This window comes from Aphanizomenon flos-aquae FACHB-1287 (assembly GCF_014698755.1).
GTDB lineage: Bacteria > Cyanobacteriota > Cyanobacteriia > Cyanobacteriales > Nostocaceae > Dolichospermum > Dolichospermum flosaquae.
The window spans coordinates 60472-80147 of sequence record NZ_JACJTO010000008.1; the positions used below are offsets into that span (position 1 = coordinate 60472).

11 protein-coding genes and 1 pseudogene are annotated in these 19676 nt (G+C 36.9%); 5 read left to right on the forward strand and 7 right to left on the reverse strand.

Annotated elements, in window-relative coordinates; genetic code table 11:
* Positions 1 to 31 precede the first annotated feature (31 nt).
* From H6G44_RS05950 to H6G44_RS05960, 3 genes and pseudogenes are all read right to left on the reverse strand, one after another.
* Positions 32 to 1050: pseudogene (locus H6G44_RS05950) on the reverse strand (DUF2235 domain-containing protein).
* 246 nt (positions 1051 to 1296) lie between these two features.
* A complete protein-coding gene (locus H6G44_RS05955; protein WP_190386412.1) occupies positions 1297 to 2247 on the reverse strand; it encodes a heme o synthase in 951 nt (316 codons plus the stop codon).
* A 72-nt stretch (positions 2248 to 2319) separates the two neighbouring features.
* The gene (locus H6G44_RS05960; protein WP_190386413.1) at positions 2320 to 3249 is read right to left on the reverse strand and encodes a COX15/CtaA family protein; all 930 of its coding nucleotides are present in this window, start codon (positions 3247 to 3249) and stop codon (positions 2320 to 2322) included.
* Positions 3250 to 3655: 406 nt separating this feature from the next.
* On the opposite strand from H6G44_RS05960, the gene H6G44_RS05965 reads away from it, so the two are divergent.
* From H6G44_RS05965 to H6G44_RS05980, 4 genes are all read left to right on the forward strand, one after another.
* Entirely contained in the window at positions 3656 to 4615 is a 960-nt protein-coding gene (locus tag H6G44_RS05965) for a cytochrome c oxidase subunit II (RefSeq protein WP_190386414.1), read from the forward strand.
* 101 nt (positions 4616 to 4716) lie between these two features.
* A complete protein-coding gene (gene ctaD / locus H6G44_RS05970; protein ID WP_190386415.1) occupies positions 4717 to 6390 on the forward strand; it encodes a cytochrome c oxidase subunit I in 1674 nt (557 codons plus the stop codon).
* Between the two features lie 139 nt (positions 6391 to 6529).
* Positions 6530 to 7147, forward strand: a complete 618-nt coding sequence (locus tag H6G44_RS05975; protein ID WP_190386416.1) for a cytochrome c oxidase subunit 3 — start codon at positions 6530 to 6532, stop codon at positions 7145 to 7147.
* A 268-nt stretch (positions 7148 to 7415) separates the two neighbouring features.
* Positions 7416 to 11081, forward strand: coding sequence for a DUF7149 domain-containing protein (locus H6G44_RS05980; protein ID WP_190386417.1), 3666 nt, complete (start codon positions 7416 to 7418; stop codon positions 11079 to 11081).
* A 90-nt stretch (positions 11082 to 11171) separates the two neighbouring features.
* Here the strand turns inward: H6G44_RS05980 and H6G44_RS05985 are convergent, their stop codons facing one another.
* The 4 genes from H6G44_RS05985 to H6G44_RS06000 all read right to left on the reverse strand — a co-directional run bounded on the left by H6G44_RS05985 (position 11172) and on the right by H6G44_RS06000 (position 18045).
* On the reverse strand, positions 11172 to 12761 hold the full coding sequence (locus H6G44_RS05985) for an HlyD family efflux transporter periplasmic adaptor subunit (RefSeq protein WP_190386418.1): 1590 nt from the start codon (positions 12759 to 12761) through the stop codon (positions 11172 to 11174).
* Positions 12762 to 12893: 132 nt separating this feature from the next.
* Complete coding sequence (locus tag H6G44_RS05990) at positions 12894 to 15887, reverse strand: peptidase domain-containing ABC transporter (RefSeq protein WP_190386419.1); 2994 nt, start codon at positions 15885 to 15887, stop codon at positions 12894 to 12896.
* Between the two features lie 56 nt (positions 15888 to 15943).
* The gene (locus H6G44_RS05995; RefSeq protein ID WP_190386459.1) at positions 15944 to 16648 is read right to left on the reverse strand and encodes a peptidylprolyl isomerase; all 705 of its coding nucleotides are present in this window, start codon (positions 16646 to 16648) and stop codon (positions 15944 to 15946) included.
* 629 nt (positions 16649 to 17277) lie between these two features.
* A complete protein-coding gene (locus tag H6G44_RS06000) occupies positions 17278 to 18045 on the reverse strand; it encodes a COP23 domain-containing protein (RefSeq protein WP_190386420.1) in 768 nt (255 codons plus the stop codon).
* An 804-nt stretch (positions 18046 to 18849) separates the two neighbouring features.
* On the opposite strand from H6G44_RS06000, the gene H6G44_RS06005 reads away from it, so the two are divergent.
* A complete protein-coding gene (locus H6G44_RS06005) occupies positions 18850 to 19635 on the forward strand; it encodes a type 1 glutamine amidotransferase (protein ID WP_199291786.1) in 786 nt (261 codons plus the stop codon).
* The last annotated feature ends 41 nt before the right edge of the window (positions 19636 to 19676 follow it).

Sequence of the window (19676 nt, forward strand, 5' to 3'; positions counted from 1 at the left end):
TTTCTGAAAAAGCTTTGATTTTATTGGTCAATTAATCTAGTTCCAGTTCAGAAATAATTGGTACTAAATTTTTGGATCGGTAATCTCTACGCTTTTTCAATCGCTCAACTGTGCTTTCATGAAGATCATCAACTCGATTTTCAACATCACGAAGTTTAGTTCCTACTAATTTATATATGCCTGGATCGTTCTTAAAATCAATGGTAGGATCTGGAGCAATGCTGATTGATTTGAGATCGAATTCTAGTCCCAAGCCTAAGTCTTTGATGGAATCGATCATCCACTGTAAAGCACCATCTGATAAGGGGGTGTGTTCTTCTGTACCACCACCAACGCAACCATGCTCACCTGGAAACCACTTTTCAATTAGCCTTTGGTTGGGAGCATCGGGGTTTTTGATCATACGAGTTACATCAAAAATTTCCCGAACTTCGTCTATTGCCATAGCGTGCAGTGCATTTTGGACATACTTATTTAAAGTAGGGTCATAGAATTTGTAACGTCTATGAAGTAGTGGAGCAAATATTTTGAATATAGGTAGCAAAGGAATTCCTAATGCACCCACGGTATCGAAACAACCAAGTAATGTAATATCAACTGGTTTTCCTTGATTTTTTCCGTAGTCTTTACGGTAATTAGCGGCTGTCTCACTACTGGGTTTTACATTTCTGTTGCGATAAAGCCCCTAGGCTTTAGGCACTTCAGTAATATATTGGCGGCTGAGAAGACCTGAACAATAGATCATTCCTGCTAAACTTCTGACTGTGTATGCACCACGACTAAAGCCAAACAGGTAGATTTCATCACCATCAACGTAATTAAGGCTGAGGAATTGATAGGCATCTTGTATGCTTTGATCAATACCCAGTCCAATAGTACCACCCAGAATCTTTTTATTCTCAGAACCAATTCCTGCACCATAAAAACGATTTGTGGGATTCCATTGTCGGCAGTTCGTTTTACAGATTGACTTAGTTTAACTATATTGGTAGGGCAAAGATTAGTTAAATTTTGCCAAGTTCCATCGCAGCAAACAACTAGGCGCTTCATGGTTTATATTCTCAACCTCCTTAACTAGAAATAAATACAATCTGATTAAGATGATACATAAACAAATAGCAACCTGTTCTAAAAAAAAGATTAAATTATGGGAATTTACCTAAATATAAACTTTGATGACAAAATATAGACAAAAACTACCACCCTATGATTTGGCTACCATCAAGAAATAAATAATAGTCAGCAACCGTAATCAAAAGATACCCGACCTCTTAAAGAAATCGGGTATCTATACTGCTACAAATGGAATTGACGAAGGACTGTACTCAGCAAATGATGAGTCACAGGTAAGCTATCTACCACCATTCCTAAACACAGTAGCATCATGTAGGAAATAGAGTATAAAAATAACTCTCTGGCAATAGTTTTATCTTCGGGATTTTGCAACAAGCGCCAAGACTTATGGACAAATACACCGCCTAAAGTTAAGGCAATAACAGCATAGACAATACCACTGGCGTGTAAGGGATAAAACAACAAAATTGTTGCAGTGACAGTAATTACCGTATAAAACCAAATTTGCTTTACAGTTGCTTTATCACCAGCTACAACGGGTAACATTGGTATCCCAACCTTAGCGTAATCATCACGAATCATTAAAGCCAAAGCCCAAAAATGGGGGGGTGTCCACAAAAAGACAATGGCAAAAATTAACCAAGCTGCCCAACTTAAAGTGTCCGTAACTGCAGCCCAACCAACTAAAGCGGGAATTGCCCCGGCTGCACCACCAATGACAATATTTTGAGTGCTATGGCGTTTAAGCCAATGAGTATAGACTAAAATGTAGAAGATGATGCCAGAGAAGGCTAAAAATGCGGACAGGAGATTAGCAAAGACAGTAAGAAGAGTAAAAGAAAGTACAGCTAGAACGATAGCAAAAATTAAAGCATCACGGGGTTGTACCTTACCAGAAGGCATAGGACGGTGGCGCGTGCGCTCCATATCATAATCTATATCTCGGTCATAGATGCAGTTAATAGTTTGGGCACTGGCTGCAGCTAAAGTCCCACCAATCATGGTAATAATTAACAACCAAGGATCTACCTCTCCCTGAGCAGCTATCCACATACTTCCAGCAGTAGTGATTAATAGCAGGGGGATAATTCGGGGTTTGGTTAACTGGTAGTAACTGTGAACGACTTGGAGAAATGTGTCGTGCTGACGACGAGAGACATTAGTCTCAATCATGTTGGGCTTTTTCCTTATTTTTCAAGAACTGGTCAGCAAAACGCTTTTTGGCAGGAATAGGAAGCTGAGGTTTTATAGATTTGGGCTGTGAGTAGGAGTGAATGAATCCCGCAGTGATAAAACTGTAAATACTACCAAAGTACCGAGTAAAGTTGCACCGATAGCTTGGTGAGAAACAGTAAGAGGTTCAACTTGTAAACGTAAGCGGAAGGTAGCTACACCCAATAGAAGTTGTAAAATCAACAAACCACCCGCCATATTAGCTAGTTTCCGCAAAGCCGGATGTAATGCTGGTGTCCGCCAAGAAATCAAGACCACTGCCAAAGTAGCTATAGTTGGTGGTACTAAGCCAAAAATATGGCTGTACATAACACCACAAAGTTGTTCATCTGCCAAACACTGGTGTAAAGCCCAGCGAGAACCCACTAAAGCGCCCAGTAAACTTTGTAAATAGACGCAAATAGCAGCAGTTAGACCTACCCAAGGTAACTTACCTACTGTTCCTGTGCCTTGATAGGGGGTCAAACTCGTACCGATAATTAACAACGTAGTGAAAAATAGCAACGCTGTCCCCAAATGGGCGGTAACGATATCAAACCGCAACAATTCAGTTACAGTGAGTCCTCCCAAAATCCCTTGGAAGACAATTAAAAACAGGGCAAATGTAGAGGACCAAGGCAGCCACTTGGGTAAAGACAGACGATGCCACCAAGATAACCCGCAGAGAGCGATCGCACTAAAGCCAATTAAAGCCGCATCAAGGCGATGAAACCACTCCAAAAACACTTGGAGATTCATTTGTTTGGCTGGAATTAATTCCCCATAGCACAAAGGCCAGTCAGGGCAAGCAAGTCCAGCATTCATGACCCGGGTAGCACTGCCTATAGCCATCAAAATTAAGGTGGCTACGCATATTTTCCACACCAAGCGACGAATCATCTCCTGAGGCTGTTGTGCTACTGTTGCCGCTTTATTTTGTTGTTCTAGGACAAATTCGTTCATTAACAATACCTTCAGACCACTTGTGCTGGAAATTGAAAATTTTCTATTTTGATTTAGTGCCAACTGATATTCACCCTAACGTATAGGTCAGAATATAGAAATCAGCTTTCCCTTATACTTTGGATCACTTTAGCTAGTTTTCGCTGTAATATCTCGTGCTATTTTGCAGATAGGAATAATTGCTAAATGAGAATTAATGGGAATTTTTGGACTAATTATCATCTAACCTGGGGAATACGACTCATCTCTCTTGTACTCAAAATTGTGATCTTGATCCAAAAAATTAATAAAGATTTCAGACCAGCGGATACTAAACCCCATAGCCTGCACTACCTTAGTAAGTAGAGTTACTTTCATAAGTGAAGTAATCTGTAGATAAAGTAGTTAATTCATTAAGAAATCAGCCGTGAAAATTCCCAATGCAATCTGGACATTACTCATTGGCATTGTCCTCACCCTGGCAAGTCTCTGGTACGGACAAAATCACGGTCTGTTACCTGTAGCGGCCTCTGACGAAGCCCCTTTGGTGGATGGTCTATTCAACACGATGATGACTGTTTCTACAGGCATATTTTTGATTGTTGAATGTGTTTTAATTTACGCTGTTATTAGATATCGTCGTCGGGCTGGTGATAATGAGGATGGTCCGGCAATTGAGGGTAATGTACCACTAGAGATCCTCTGGACAGCGATCCCCGCCATTATCGTTGTCGGTATTTCTGTCTACAGTTTTGATGTATATAACAACATGGGTGGCTTTGATCCCCATTCGGCTCATGGTGCACCAATGATGGAGGAGTCCATGAATATGCCAGGGACGGCAATTGCTGCTACTTTCAAGGATGCACCTGTACAGGTATCACAGTTAGATACCGATGCGGAAGTAGTCAACAAACCAGCAGAATTAACCATTAATGTGACTGGGCTACAATATGCTTGGTTGTTCAACTATCCAGAGACGGATGTAACCACTGGTGAACTGCATTTACCCATTGGTAAAACGGTGGAAGTCAATATCACGGCTAACGATGTCATCCACGCCTTTTGGATTCCCGAATTTCGGGTGAAACAGGATGCCATTCCTGGTAGACAAACCAATCTCCGTTTTACGCCCAGAAAAGCGGGTGACTATCAACTAATTTGTGCTGAACTGTGTGGACCTTACCACGGGGTAATGAAAAGCCAAGTAGTAGTGGAGACACAGGAGGCTTTTGATAGTTGGATGCAAGAACAGCTAGTTGCTGTTAACAATATTCCTAATCAAGCGGTGGCTATGAATTCTATGGCCATGACTGCTGATGAATTTCTCTCTCCTTACACTCATGATATGGGGATTCACTCGGAAATTCTGCATCAAATTAAGTAGTTTCGGAATTTCAACAGTTGCAAGAGTTACAAAAGAGATTGGGAAGGCTAATTAAAAAATCATGGGCGCAGGCCTTGCGCCCCTACCAACTTTTTTAAAACATGACACAAGCACAATTACAAGAAACCGATTACAGACAGAATCATACTGAAGAACATAAAGAAAGGCATTGGCGAGATTTTTTTGGCTTTAGTACAGATCATAAGGTGATTGGGATTCAATACTTAGTCACTTCGTTTATTTTTTACTGCATTGGCGGTGCAATGGCTAATTTAGTGCGTACAGAATTACGCACGCCAGAGGTAGATTTTGTCACACCAGAAATCTACAACAGCCTGTTTACACTCCATGCCACAATCATGATTTTCCTGTGGATTGTGCCAACGGGAGCGGGATTTGCTAACTATTTAATCCCGCTGATGATTGGGGCTAGAGATATGGCATTTCCTCGCCTCAATGCTGTGGCTTTTTGGATGGTTCCCCCCGCAGGTATCCTACTGATTGCTAGTTTAGCCGTAGGTGATGCCCCTGATGCCGGTTGGACTTCTTACCCCCCTTTAAGTTTGGTAACAGGCCAAGTAGGTGAGGGTATTTGGATTATGAGTGTGTTGCTTTTGGGAACTTCTTCCATTTTGGGGGCGATTAATTTTCTCGTCACTCTTGTGAAAATGCGAGTTCCTAGTATGGGTATCTATCAAATGCCCTTGTTTTGTTGGGCAATGGTGGCAACTTCTGCACTAGTATTAATATCTACGCCCGTATTAGCGGCAGCTTTGATTTTACTGGGTTTTGATTTGTTGGCCGGAACAACGTTTTTTAACCCCAGTGGTGGAGGTGATCCTGTTGTTTATCAACATATGTTCTGGTTCTATTCCCACCCAGCAGTTTACATCATGATTTTGCCTTTCTTTGGGGCAATTTCGGAAATTCTGCCAATTCACGCCCGTAAACCGATTTTTGGCTATAAAGCGATCGCTTTTTCGTCCCTAGCTATCAGTTTCTTAGGTTTAATCGTCTGGGCGCACCATATGTTTACCAGTGGTGTCCCTGGTTGGCTACGGATGTTTTTTATGATCACTACCATGATCATCGCTGTCCCTACTGGAATTAAAATTTTCGGTTGGTTAGCAACTATCTGGGGTGGTAAAATCCGCTTTACTAGCGCCATGTTATTTGCAATTGGCTTTTTAGCAACCTTTGTCATTGGTGGTATTAGCGGTGTGATGTTGGCCGCAGTTCCTTTTGATATTCACGTTCACGATACTTATTTCGTAGTGGCACATCTCCACTATGTCTTATTTGGTGGTAGTGTGTTAGGCATTTTTGCGGCTATTTACCACTGGTTTCCAAAAATGACGGGACGGAAACTAAACGAATTTTGGGGTCAAGTGCATTTCGCTTTAACCATGGTTGGTCTGAATATGACTTTCTTACCCATGCACAAACTGGGATTAATGGGTATGAATCGTCGTATTGCTGAATATGATCCTAAATTCACCGCTTTGAATGAAATCTGCACCTACGGATCTTATATATTGGCCGTCTCCACCTTACCATTTATCATTAATGCTGTTTGGTGTTGGTTCTATGGGGAAAAAGCTGGTAATAATCCCTGGCAAGCATTAACTTTAGAATGGATGACTAGTTCTCCTCCTAGTATCGAGAATTTTGAAACTCTGCCGGTTTTGACTACGGGACCTTATGATTATGGGGTGAGTAAGGAACGAGTTGAGACTGAATCTGTATTAACTCCCCAAACTGAATCAGTGCTTTAAAGAGAAAATTTGGCGTTGCTGAATAAAGAATTTTCTCGCGGAGGCGCGAAGGCTCGGAGGATATAGGGTCTTTTGATTTACCTGAGTTCAGCAACGCTAAAAACTTTTAACCAATTACCCATTACCAATTTAATAATTTATGCAAGGTCAAACTATTGACGCGACTAATACTGAATCAAGTCATCATGACGCGGCTGTTTCTCATCACGAAGCACATCCAGATCATCGTTTGTTTGGTCTGTTTATGTTTTTAGTGGCTGAGGGGATGATTTTTATGGGTTTGTTTGGTGCATACCTGACTTATCGTTCTACTATTCCTGTCTGGCCACCAGCGGGAACTCCAGAGTTGGAATTGTTGTTACCCACTGTGAATACTTCTATTTTGATAGCTAGTAGTTTTGTTATGCACAATGCTGATACTGCTATTAAGAAGAATGATACTAAGGGAATGCGGCTGTGGTTAGCGATTACCGCGCTTATGGGTGCTGTGTTTTTGGCGGGTCAGGTTTATGAATATAGTCATTTAGAGTTCGGTCTGACTACCAATTTATTCGCTAGTGCGTTTTATGTGTTAACTGGTTTTCACGGTTTGCACGTTACTATTGGTGTTTTGGCAATTGTAGCAGTTTTGTGGCGATCGCTTACTCCAGGACATTACAGTAATAAAAATCATTTTGGCATTGAAGCGGCGGAAATTTACTGGCATTTTGTAGATGTAATTTGGATTGTTTTATTCGGGTTACTCTATTTACTCTAGGTATTTATTACTTGGTTGTTCACTCCACTCGAATAACCTACAGTCCCCCCCCTTGGGGGTTTTTTATTTGCACTAGTGAATAAACACATATTACAGCACTTCCCGCTGTGATGAGGTACAAATATTAGTGATAAAACTCTTGTAGTGCGGGCATCTTTTTCGCCTCATATTTACCTCACTCAAGCTTAACGCGCTGTATTATATATTTTGTTGGGTTTCTTTGAGTCAACCCAACCTACAATATCACTGGATTAAAGATTTAAAACAAATGAACTCACAGAAACTACAACCCAGGGAATCATTAAATAAAGCCTTTCTGAAAATCAATCCTTTTAGAAAGGATATTGAAACCTTTAAAAAACATCTAAAAAACCTAATTGCAAAAATCAATGAATCTGAATCAGAAGAATTTCATAAGAATTTGATTGCTGATTTTCTCAAGAATACATATTACAGTTCTAATCACTTTATTAATACTAAAGGACGAAATGATCTAGTTATTCATAATGGAAAAGACCCTAAAACCAGTGTTGGTGTAATTTTAGAATTTAAAAAGCCAACGAATAAAAGCGAAATGCTCAAAGTTAATAATTTAAATACTAAAGCATTTCAGGAATTAGTTTTATATTTTCTCAGAGAACGTTTAACCGAAAAAAATCTAGAAATTAAATATTTAATAGCGACTAATATTTATGAATGGTTCATTTTTGATGCTCAAGATTTTGATAAATTATTTCACGAAAATAAAACCCTAGTTCAGCAATTTACCGATTTTACAGCAGGAAGATTAATAAGTAAAAAAACTGATTTCTTTTATCAAGAAATTGCTCAACCTGCTATTATGGAAATTGGAGATAAAATCACTTTTACTCATTTTGATATTCGAGAATATCAAGAATATTTACAACCTGGAGAAAATCCTGATGATCATAAATTAATCGCGCTGTTTAAATTACTTTCTCCAGAACATTTATTAAAGTTACCTTTCGCAAATGACAGTAATACTCTTGATAAAGGATTTTATAATGAGTTATTACATATTATCGGTTTAACGGAAGTTAAAGAAGGTGGTAAAAAACTCATTCAACGCAAAAAATCAAATGAGAGAAATACAGGTTCACTTATTGAAAATGCTATTATCCAACTTGATAGTTTAGACAAAATTTCTCAAGCCAAAGATTACCAAGTACAACTTTTTAATGTTGGTTTAGAATTAGCAATTACTTGGGTAAATAGAATTTTGTTTCTCAAACTATTAGAAGCACAATTAATTAAATATCATCAAAATGATCTAGCTTGGGGATTTTTGAATTTAAATAAAATCCAAAATTATGATGATCTTAATAGTCTATTTTTTAGTGTATTAGCACGAAAATCAGAAGACAGAAACGAAGGTTTTAAAAACAAATTTGCTCATGTTCCTTATTTAAATAGTTCTTTATTTGAACCTACGGAAATGGAACAAGCAACGATTTTTATTAGTAATTTGAGAAATGAGAAATTACAAATTTTCTCTGCTACTGTCTTAAAAGATAATAACGGGAAAAAACGATTTGGTGAAATTAACGCTTTAGAATATTTATTTAAATTTCTCGACGCTTATGATTTTAGTAGTGAAACTGGGGAAGAAATTCAAGAGCAGAATAAAAGATTAATTAATGCGTCTGTACTGGGTTTAATTTTCGAGAAAATTAACGGTTATCAAGACGGTTCTTTCTTTACTCCCGGTTTTATTACTATGTATATGTGTCGGGAAACAATTAGAAGAGCGGTTGTTCAAAAGTTTAATGAAATTAAAGGTTGGAATTGTGAAAATATTGATAATTTATATGATCAAATAGAGGATAAAAAAGATGCTAATATGATTATTAATAGTTTAAAAATATGTGATCCTGCGGTAGGTTCAGGACATTTTTTAGTTTCGGCTTTGAATGAAATTATCGCAATTAAAAGCGAATTAAAGATTTTATTGGATAGGGAAGGTAAAAGATTAAAGGAATATCAGATTGAAGTTGTTAATGATGAATTAATAATTACAGATGAAGATGGTTTATTATTCGAGTATAACCCTAAAAGCAAGGAAAGTCAACGGGTTCAAGAAACTTTATTTCATGAAAAACAAACGATTATTGAAGGTTGTTTATTTGGGGTGGATATTAACTCTAATTCTGTAAAAATATGTCAGTTGCGGTTATGGGTTGAACTTTTGAAAAATGCTTATTATAAAACCCCTCTCCTACAAGGAGAAACCTCACCCCTAACCCCTCTCCTACAAGGAGAAACCTCACCCCTAACCCCTCTCCTACAAGGAGAAACCTCACCCCTAACCCCTCTCCTACAAGGAGAGGGGAATATGAGAGAGTTGGAGACTTTACCTAATATTGATATTAATATTAAATGTGGTAATTCTTTAATTAGTCGTTTTTCTTTAGATAGTGATTTGCGACAAGCTTTAAATAAAAGTAAATACAGTATAGAAACTTATAGAAATGCTGTTAAAAGCTATCGCAATGCTGAAAATAAAGAGCAAAAACGGGAAATGAAAAAATTAATTGCTGATATTAAGGGTAATTTTAAAATAACATTACAAGGAAGTGATCCAAATAAGACTAAATTAAGAAAATTAGAGGGTGAGGTTGAGAATTTAGAGGGTCAAACTTTCTTGATTCCAGAAACTAAAGCTGAGAAAACAAAACGGGAGAAAAAAATTGCTAAATTACAGAATGAAATTGATAAATTAAAACTTGAGATTGAGGATATAGAAAATGGTACAATGTATGAAAATGCTTTAGAATGGCGCTTTGAATTTCCTGAAGTATTAAATAATAATGGTGTTTTTATTGGTTTTGATGTAGTTATTGGAAATCCTCCTTATGGAGTAAAATTGAATCAAAATGAAAAAGATATTTTAAATGAAATATATGAATTTAACACGACTGAAACCGCAATTTTATTTATTAAAAAAGGAGTAGATTTATTACACAACCATGGATACCAATCATATATAATTCCTAAATCATATACTTTCGCTTCTAATTATCAGAGAATTAGAGAATTAACGGTTGATAATTTAATTAGTTTAGTAGACTGCGGTAAAGTATGGCCAGATGTAAAACTGGAAGTATGTATTTTTATTTTAACAAAAATATCTAAAACAAAAAATTATAGTTCATATAAAGTTAAATTAGTTGATTATCAAGTGATATTTCAAGGTTATTTAGATAAAAAATTAGCGAAAATATTTAATTTCTTACCTAATGGATTAAGTATGGAAGAAATCTTAATAGGTATAAAAATTTTATCAACTGGTTTAACATTAAATGATATATCTACAAATCAAAGAGGTGCTATGGTCCAGGAATTGCTTTCTGAACAAGGAGATAGAAATGTTATTGGTGGTGCGGAAATACAAAAATATGGGATTACAGGGATTAAAGGTAGGGTTTATTTACAAGATATTCATGACCAAAAAGCATTTATTAATCCAAATTCATTGTTAGTACAAAATATAATTGCTCATATTGAAAATCCCTACAATCATATTAAAATAACTGGAATTATTCCTGATAACAATGATTATATTTTAGTGGATACTATTAATCAAATTACTTTAAATCAAAATCAAAATTTAACTCCTGAGTTGATTTGGAGTATTTTACATTCTACTTTAATTAATTGGTATATTTATAGATTTATTTTTGCTAAAGCTAATAGAACCATGCACTTTGATAATACAACAACTTCTAAAATACCTATTCCTAAAGATATGAATTTGGATATACAAAACCTGTTATGTGAATTAGTTGCTCAAATTCTCTCCGCTAAAAAATCAAATCCAAAAGCAGATACAACCGCATTAGAAACAAAAATAGATCAACTAGTTTATCAACTTTACAACTTAACACCAGAAGAGATAAAAATCATAGAAGGATAAACACCAAAAAATTTTAGATTCCCGACCTCTTAGATTAATTTATCATTTATTGATAAGATAAAAAAGAAGTCAGAAATCCTATTTTTATTCCTAACGCACCTCATTTAAACTTTCAATTTGCTTGGTAAACATCTCTGTAAATAAACTCATTACCGTCCGTTCTTCACGAACTTTAATATTAGCAGTAATAGACATCCCTGATTGTAAAGATATCTTTCTATCTTGATTAGCAAGATTTAAATGTTGTTTATCTAACTTAACTGTGGCCGGAAATCTATAGAATTGATGGTTTTGGTCTGGAGGTAAAGCATCTGAAGCAATCTTAGTGACCTTACCTTTAATATCACCAAATTCACTAAAGGGAAAGGAGTCAATTCTTACATCTACGTTCATATCTTTCTTGACAAAACCAATATCTTTATTGGTAATAAAAACTTCCGCTGTTAGGTTTTCTTTGGGGACAATTTGTAGTAGTTTTTGTGTGGAATTAGCAACAAAACCAACATTTTTAGCTTGGAGATCAAAAACTATTCCCCCTACTGGAGCGCGAAGTTCTTGATATTTAACATTTAATTTTGTTTGGGATATTTTGCTATTAATATCTGCTAAACGCTGTTCATTGTCTAAAATTACCTTCATGAATTGACTATCAATTTCAGCAATGCGTTGTTTATTATTGCCTATTTTTTCCAAAATATCTTTACCGGAACTAGCCACTGTATTAGTTAATTGCTCTTTTCCTTTATCAATATCAAATTCTAGACGTTTTATTTCTTCCTGCAATTGTGAGATTTCTGCTGCGAGAGTTTGTACCTGTTGTTTCTGATTCAGATATTGAAGTTGGGAAATACCCCCTTCTTCAGCTAAGACTTTGATTTTAGCTAAAATACCGCTTTGAATGGCTAGACTATTGCGAGTATCTTGCAGTTTAAATTGAGTTTGAGAAAGTTGTTTTCTAGTTTTTTCAACTTCTAAATCTGCAGCTTTGGAACGAGATGCTAATTCTATTTTTGCAACTGCTAGTAGTTGTTCTTCGTCAATTCCTATTCTTGCTGTTCCCGATGAATTTCTCAATTGAGAACGTAATAATTCATTTGCTGCTACTAAGGAAGCGCGACTTTTGAGCAGAAAAGCTGATTCTCCTGGTAGTTTACTGCGTAAAAATTCTATTTCAGAATCTGTACCTATACTTGCTCCCATTAAGCGCCGATAGATATTGTTTTCTTGAATTAAAGCTATGCGAATTTTATTCAAAGAATTTAATTCTGCTAAGGTCGCAATAGACTCAAATGTTAATAACAATTGTCCTGGTTTTACTTCGTCTCCATCTTTTATATAAATTGATTTAACTACTCCATTAACAGGAGCTTGTACCTCTTTGACTGTTCCTTCTGGTTTTAATTGACCTGTTGCCGGAATTACTTGTTCAATTTTCGCTAAACAAGCCCAAATAATCCCAAAACACGCTAATCCCATGAGGGTAATCATAATAGTTCGAGACCAAACTGGGGATTGACGGAGAACTACAGAATGCTCGAACTTATCGAACTTGAAATCATTCTTAGGCTGTTTAGCAATGGTTTTAGGAGATTTTAATACTTTTGTGTCTCTATGAGAGCCATTACCATTACCATTGCCATTACCATTTCCGTTGGTACGATTACCATTAATTTGAGTCATAATAATTTGGAATTTGGGAGTTTAGATTGAATATTTAGTGGTGCGTAATTTCATCTTTAATTCACTTATCAGTTGCATTTGAGTTAAATAACTGACAGGGTTTAGCAATGCTAAACCTCTAGGAATAATTGACTACAAATTTACTTCCTGTTGTTGATAAAGGTAGAAATAATGACCTTTAGCTGCCATAAGTTCTTGATGACTACCTTGTTCTATCATTCTGCCGTTATCCATGACGACGATAGTGTCGGCACTACTAACAGTATTCAAACGGTGGGTAATGAAGAAGACGGTATTACCTTTAAAAGCACGAGCTAAGTTGAGACAAATTTGCCTTTCTGTAGGATAATCTAAGGCGCTGGTGGCCTCATCTAGAACTAATATTTTAGGTCTTTGTAACACAGAACGAGCGATCGCAATTCTCTGTCTTTGTCCACCAGAAAGGGCTGATCCTCTTTCCCCAACTCGTGTGTTATAACCATTTGGTAAGGTCATAATAAATTCATGGGCTACAGCAATTTGAGCAGCTTCAATAATCTCCTCTGTTGTGGCCTCAGGATTTGTTAAAGCAATATTTTCTTGCACTGTACCATCAAATAAAAGTGTATCTTGGGGGACTACACCAATTTGTCGTCGCAGTGAATAAAGTTCAACCTTAGCAATATCGTAACCATCCACTAAAATTCTGCCAGATTCCGTATCATAAAGTCTGAGCAGTAATTTCATCATTGTACTTTTCCCTGAACCACTTTGTCCGACAATGCCCACAAATTTACCCGCAGTAAATTCGACGTTAACATTGCTGAGTTGTAGTGGTCCACTGGCAGCAAATCGGAAGGAAACATTTTCATATTTGACAGCACCGCTAACGGCAGGAAGGGGAATATTATTCCGGTCTACTTCTGCTTCTTGTGGTGTATCAACAATATCACTTAATCGTTCTAAAGATAAACCAGTTTCTTGGAAGTTTTGCCAGATTTGTGCCAGCCGCAATATGGGGGTGGTAACGTAACTAGAAATAATCCGAAAAGCGATTAATTCTCCTAATGTTAATTCTCCTTTTAAAACTAAATAAGATCCCACCCACAGAACTAATAAGCTACTAAGTTTACTCAGAAATTGACTGGTTGAGTTGGCTAATGTAGAAGTAAGAACAGTTTTAAAACCTGCCGCGACAAACTTAGCATATTTCTTTTGCCAAGAAAACCGGGAGCGTAATTCAATATTTTGGGCTTTAACTGTTTGAATACCTGACATAACCTCAACCAAATAAGACTGAGTTTCGGCATTACGTTCAGCTTTGGTTCTTAATTGTCTACTAACTGTAGGAGCAGCAATTAATGTCACTACTACAAACAGAGGAATTGTCCCCAAACCAACGAGGGTTAGCTGCCAACTGTAAAACAGCATAACAACTATATAAACAAGGGAAAATAGAGCATCTAACACCACTGTTAAAGCCGTACCCGTGAGAAACTGACGAATATTTTCTAATTCATTAATTCTGGTGGATAATTCACCCACTGGACGCTTATCAAAATACCGCAGTGGTAGACGCAGCAAGTGGTCAATAATTTGTGACCCCAAACTCATATCAATACGGTTCGTGGTATCTACAAATAAGTAGGTCCGTAATGTGGTTAACACTGCTTCAAACACACCTACCGCTAATAGTAATACTCCCAAAATATTCAGGGTACTAATACTGTTTTGAACGATGACTTTATCAATAATTAGCTGAATAACTAGAGGGTTAGCAAGGGCAGCTAATTGGACAAAGAAGGAAGCAATAAATACTTCTATTAGCACCCAGCGGTAACGCGATAAATAGGGAACAAACCACCCTAAACCAAAGCGTTCTTTAGGTGTTTCCTTTGTCGCGCTCAGTAATAAAACTCTAACTTGTGGTTGAAGATTAGCGTCATCAGTTTCTAATTCCTCTACTAATTGATTTATTTGGCAGTTAATAATACCTTGGGATGGTAAACCCAAAACTACTGTTTTCCCATCTATTGCATAGAGAACAGCAAAACTATCACGATAGCGAATTAATGCTGGTGTGGGAATCCGGTTAATAGAAACCGCAGGAACATCAACTAACTGAGATTTCAGTCCAATTAGTTCAGATAAATAAGCACAAACTTGAAAAGATATACTACCTTGACGGTGAATTTGGTCATTTAAAATCCGCCGAACTACTTCTTTCCGAAAGGGTATTTCTAAATGTTTGGATAACATTTGAAAACAAGCCAAAGGGGCTTCTAATTCTCCTTGTCCCCTGACAAATGGATAGTTTTTATTTTTTAATGACTTGTTTGATGTCGTTGGAGGAACAAATTCCTGATCTGGAGCGTAGGGAATTTCTAAATTAACCTTGCTATCTGATATAGTTTCTAATATTTCTGACTCTGTGGGAACACCATCCAGCAATAATAAATCATGAGCATTAATCCCCAATAAGCGAACAGGAGCTTTTCCTTTAACTTCAATTACTTCGTCTTCTAAACGAGAACCAGGTAGAAAATTATTCAGAGAACTGCGACCACTCACAAACCAAATCCGACTACTATCTAATTCCTTTAATGATGTTTTTCCCGGTGATAAATAATGAACTTTTGACTCTAATTGAGCTTGTTCGCTAATGTCTTTTAAGTTGTGATTCACTAAAGCTTTTTGTGCTACCTGTGAACTCAAAACATCAAATATTTCAATTAAATGACTCTGATTTTGACGCGCTTTCCCAAAAGCTGGATTCCGCGTGAGAAATTGTAAATAATCCGCCGCTTTCCAAGATAAACAGACCACCTCTGTAGAAGCGATCGCTGTTTCGCAAGGAAGCTCACGTAACCAAGCAATCTCGCCAATTATTGCCCCTGGTTGTAGTTTTTTTAAGGTAATTGGTAAATGAGTTTGGGGATCATATCCTAACAGTCTGACATTACCTTGATAAAGAATTGCTATCCTTTCTGGTAGTTGTTCTTTGCCAATAATCTTTTGTCCTATGCGATAACGTAACGGCTGTAAAATTTCTGATGATAGGAATTTATTAATTTCCTCTTTCGATAATTGATCAAATCCTTCAATACTGGCAATAAAATCTTCAAAGGTACTCTGAATATAAGTCATATTGATCGAGTTAGTTATTTCACTTTGTATTGGCTAAAAGAGGCATATTTGGCAATTTATAGGCTCTTAATCTGACAATTTTGTTCTGTCATTTGTGTTTGTAACCACTGATTAAATCTCTCATTGAGCAACCGTTGTCGCATGGAACGATCTAGTTGGGCTGGTAGTATTTTTTCTAATCGGACAATTAAGATCACATTACCAATTTGAGTTGGTTGTGACAACTGTTGTGGTTGGCTTTTTAAAAGAATATTTACCAATGTTGGATGCAGGGATTGTAAATCTATTGGACCAATTAAGCCATCAGTTTGAGCTTCAGGTCCTTGGGCGTATTTCCGCGCTAATTCAGTAAAGGATTCTTCCCCCTCCTGAATACGGAAGTAAATTTCCTGAGCAATACCAATTTCTGAGGTGGTAATTAAGGAATAAATCACCCGATCTAACTGGCTTTTGCGTTGGAAAAAGTAGGAATTTAAGTCTCCTCCCCAGGTTTTCTCTTTGAACTTTTCCAGTTTTAATTGTCGTACCGCCATGGTTTTCAATTTTTGGAAACTTTCTCCCTGGGGTTCTAATCCCTGGTGTTGTTGTGCTAATTGTTCGCTGACCAGTTGTTCTTCCTCTGGAGTACAGACAATTTCTGCGATCGCTTCATCAATGAATATTTCCTTAATTAACAGCGGTAATAGCTGGTATTCCGACAATAACGATAGAATTTCTGTGGATGGGAAGATACGATCACCCAATTGTAAGACTCGGTTCATACTGCTTGTAATCAGGTTTGTCATCATTGTTAACTTCCATTGAAAAGATAATAGAACTAGATTGTCACCAAGTTATATTCTGGTTAAATTATACAATTTATTACAACTTTACCCTCCATTGGCTTCAGCGTAGTAGCTAAATACTAGTTACTTACCAATCGCCAAAAGTTGATTTTTGGAATTTGAGTGGTCAGAGTGTTGATATTTAGATATTATTGTACCAAAATACCATAAATTCATATATTTGTTATATCAAACTTCCTTTTCCCATGTAAAGCCTTACAAATCTGAACTCTTAATATTTCTCTATCAGCTAAGTTACACCCTAGGGAATAGGGCATAATTATTCAGTTATCGGACTAGACTGGATAAGCCTTGATCTCAGTTATCGTCTACGCATCATTTATTAATTAATCTTCACAAATTAATCGAACCTGAAAAATAATTACAACACCCAATAGCCAAATACAGGACGAAAAATTATATAGGGGTAAATTTAATTTCTCGAAAAAGGTAAATATAGTCACTAAAATACAGCAGCAGAGTTAGGAGTCATTGAGTTATTGAAGGAACAATAAATTGATCTATTGATCTTCTGATTCAGTCTCCTAACTCATAAATTATCTCAATTAACGAAATTTGCCAGGATTTAGGCGACTAGGCCTTTCAGGTCTGGTATTAACTTTCATTTTTACCTTATTTCTGAGTTTTTCACCAGTACCACCATCTTGAGGATCAAGGTATGGTTTCAAGTTAACCCCACTTTTACTAGCAGTAACTTGATTCTTGCTACTACCTAAAAGAGTTTGTCCTAGCGTATATAAGCCATCTCTATTACCGCTGTTACGATTAGTATAGGTATTAACAGCAATAGTTTGTTGTCCACTATCAGCAGTAGTTAGATTTTGAAATACACTATTACGAATAGTATAAGGATCTTTACCACGAGGTACTGTCAAAACAATTCGACAATTAGGTTTAGCTTCAGTAGTAACACAGATAATATTTTCATTATTTTCTACAGCTATTTGTAGTTCTTGTAAACCATCAGGACGATATGATTCTAAACGGGTAGCAATTGACTGACAACGTTTCCGAGCATCCCAACCCCCACCTAAACTTTGAGGTGCAGCCCAAGCAAAGTATTGTCCTGGTTGACTTTGGGGCTGATACATAACTGTAAACTGTCCATTATTAGATTGACAACTAAACCTGGCGTTATTGTCAACTGTGGTGGAATTTGGTACAGTGGTTGATGAACCTCCTGATGGAACTGTAATAGATGAATCTGATGGAATTGTAGGAACAACAACTTCAGCAAAAGCCATACCACTACCAAAAAACAAGGGACAGCCAAGACTACTCAATAATAAAACTCGAAGTGATTGTAATAACACAAATATAACCTCTATGGAAAACAGATAAATGGCTAATACAGCTATTGACGGAGAATATATTTTTTTGATTCATTAAAACCTGTTTTTTATTTTTAGCATCCATAGCAAAAACCGCTACAGACTACAAAGAACTATCAGTAGCTTACAGCGGTTTTTCGATTAGGTTGTAACTCAATAAAAAAATAGGGTATCTAAACTAAGGTGGACTTGATCAGCAATCAATTAAATCTGATTTAAATTACGCTTTCCTTGTTTCTAATACTTACAAACATCTGGACGGTAGTTCAACACCTCCAATAACAACTTGTTGACATACTCACCGACCTGAAGGTGCGGTGATTCTTGACACTTCAATGAAACACGCCACAAGTGGTCTTATCGTCCCTCCATGTCCGTTTAAAGTCTCCCAATGCCATAAGGCGACTATGACCAAATTTTAACATAAAGCCGTCCTAGAAGGACGTGGCTTGTGTCCCGTCTTTTCGGTCAGATTCAGGCGAAAACACTTTTACAGGAAGCTAAAATCTAAAATTGATTGCCGGGAAATTAGAGCAGGAGGCACAAATAATAAGAATTTTGGGATTTAAGGTTTTACTTTTAACCCTTTTGTGCCACCTATCCCAGTCTAGCATGAGTTTTTCCCTTTGTGTTGCTCGGTTACTAAACTTGAAATTTGTTAATGTATTGTAACAATAAAAAAATCTTTTGGGGTACAATTGATAGTCGGTAAACCCTTGGAGAGTTTGGCATTGAGGATGACTACTGTTATGATGTTATAGTGGGGGTTTTGTGAGTTGTGCACCGATGGAAATTATTATTGGTTGGTTATATCCTAAATTAATGAGTACCTATGGAGATCGGGGAAATGTGATCACCATAGAACGCCGTGCTCAATGGCGGGGATATACTGTTAAAGTGTTACCCTTGGATCAGGACTCGACCGCAGAAGATATAAAATCAGTAGATATAATCGTTGGTGGTGGTGCACAGGACCGTCAGCAGGAAATCGTCATGCGCGATTTACAAGGTGCAAAGGCTGAGGCTATGCGTGATAAAATCGAACATGGTACTCCGGGCGTTTTTACCTGTGGTTCTCCCCAATTGCTGGGAAATTATTATGAACCTGCTTTTGGACAAAGAATTGAAGGTTTAGGAATTTTAGATCTAGTTTCTGTTCATCCTGGTGAAAATACTAAAAGATGTATTGGTAATTTGGTCATAGAAGTTACAGCTTCACGGTTAGCTCAGGAACTAGAAGCCATGACAGGAACAAAACCCTATTTGGTGGGGTTTGAAAATCACGGTGGAAGAACAAAATTAGGGAAAGTAGAGGCTTTAGGGCGTGTGGTATATGGATTGGGGAATAATGGAGAAGATGGGACAGAAGGAGCTTTTTATCAAAATGCGATTGCTACCTATTCTCATGGTCCATTATTGCCAAAAAACCCTGTTGTTGCTGATTGGTTAATTCAAACTGCACTCAGGTTAAAATATCAACAGGAGGTTAAACTTTCACCTTTGGATGATACTTTGGCAATGGAAGGACGGCAAGCAATGTTAAAACGGTTAAAAGTTAGCGTCTTCAGTTAAGTTATTTTATGGCGATCGCTGTGCTAATTTTAAATAAATGA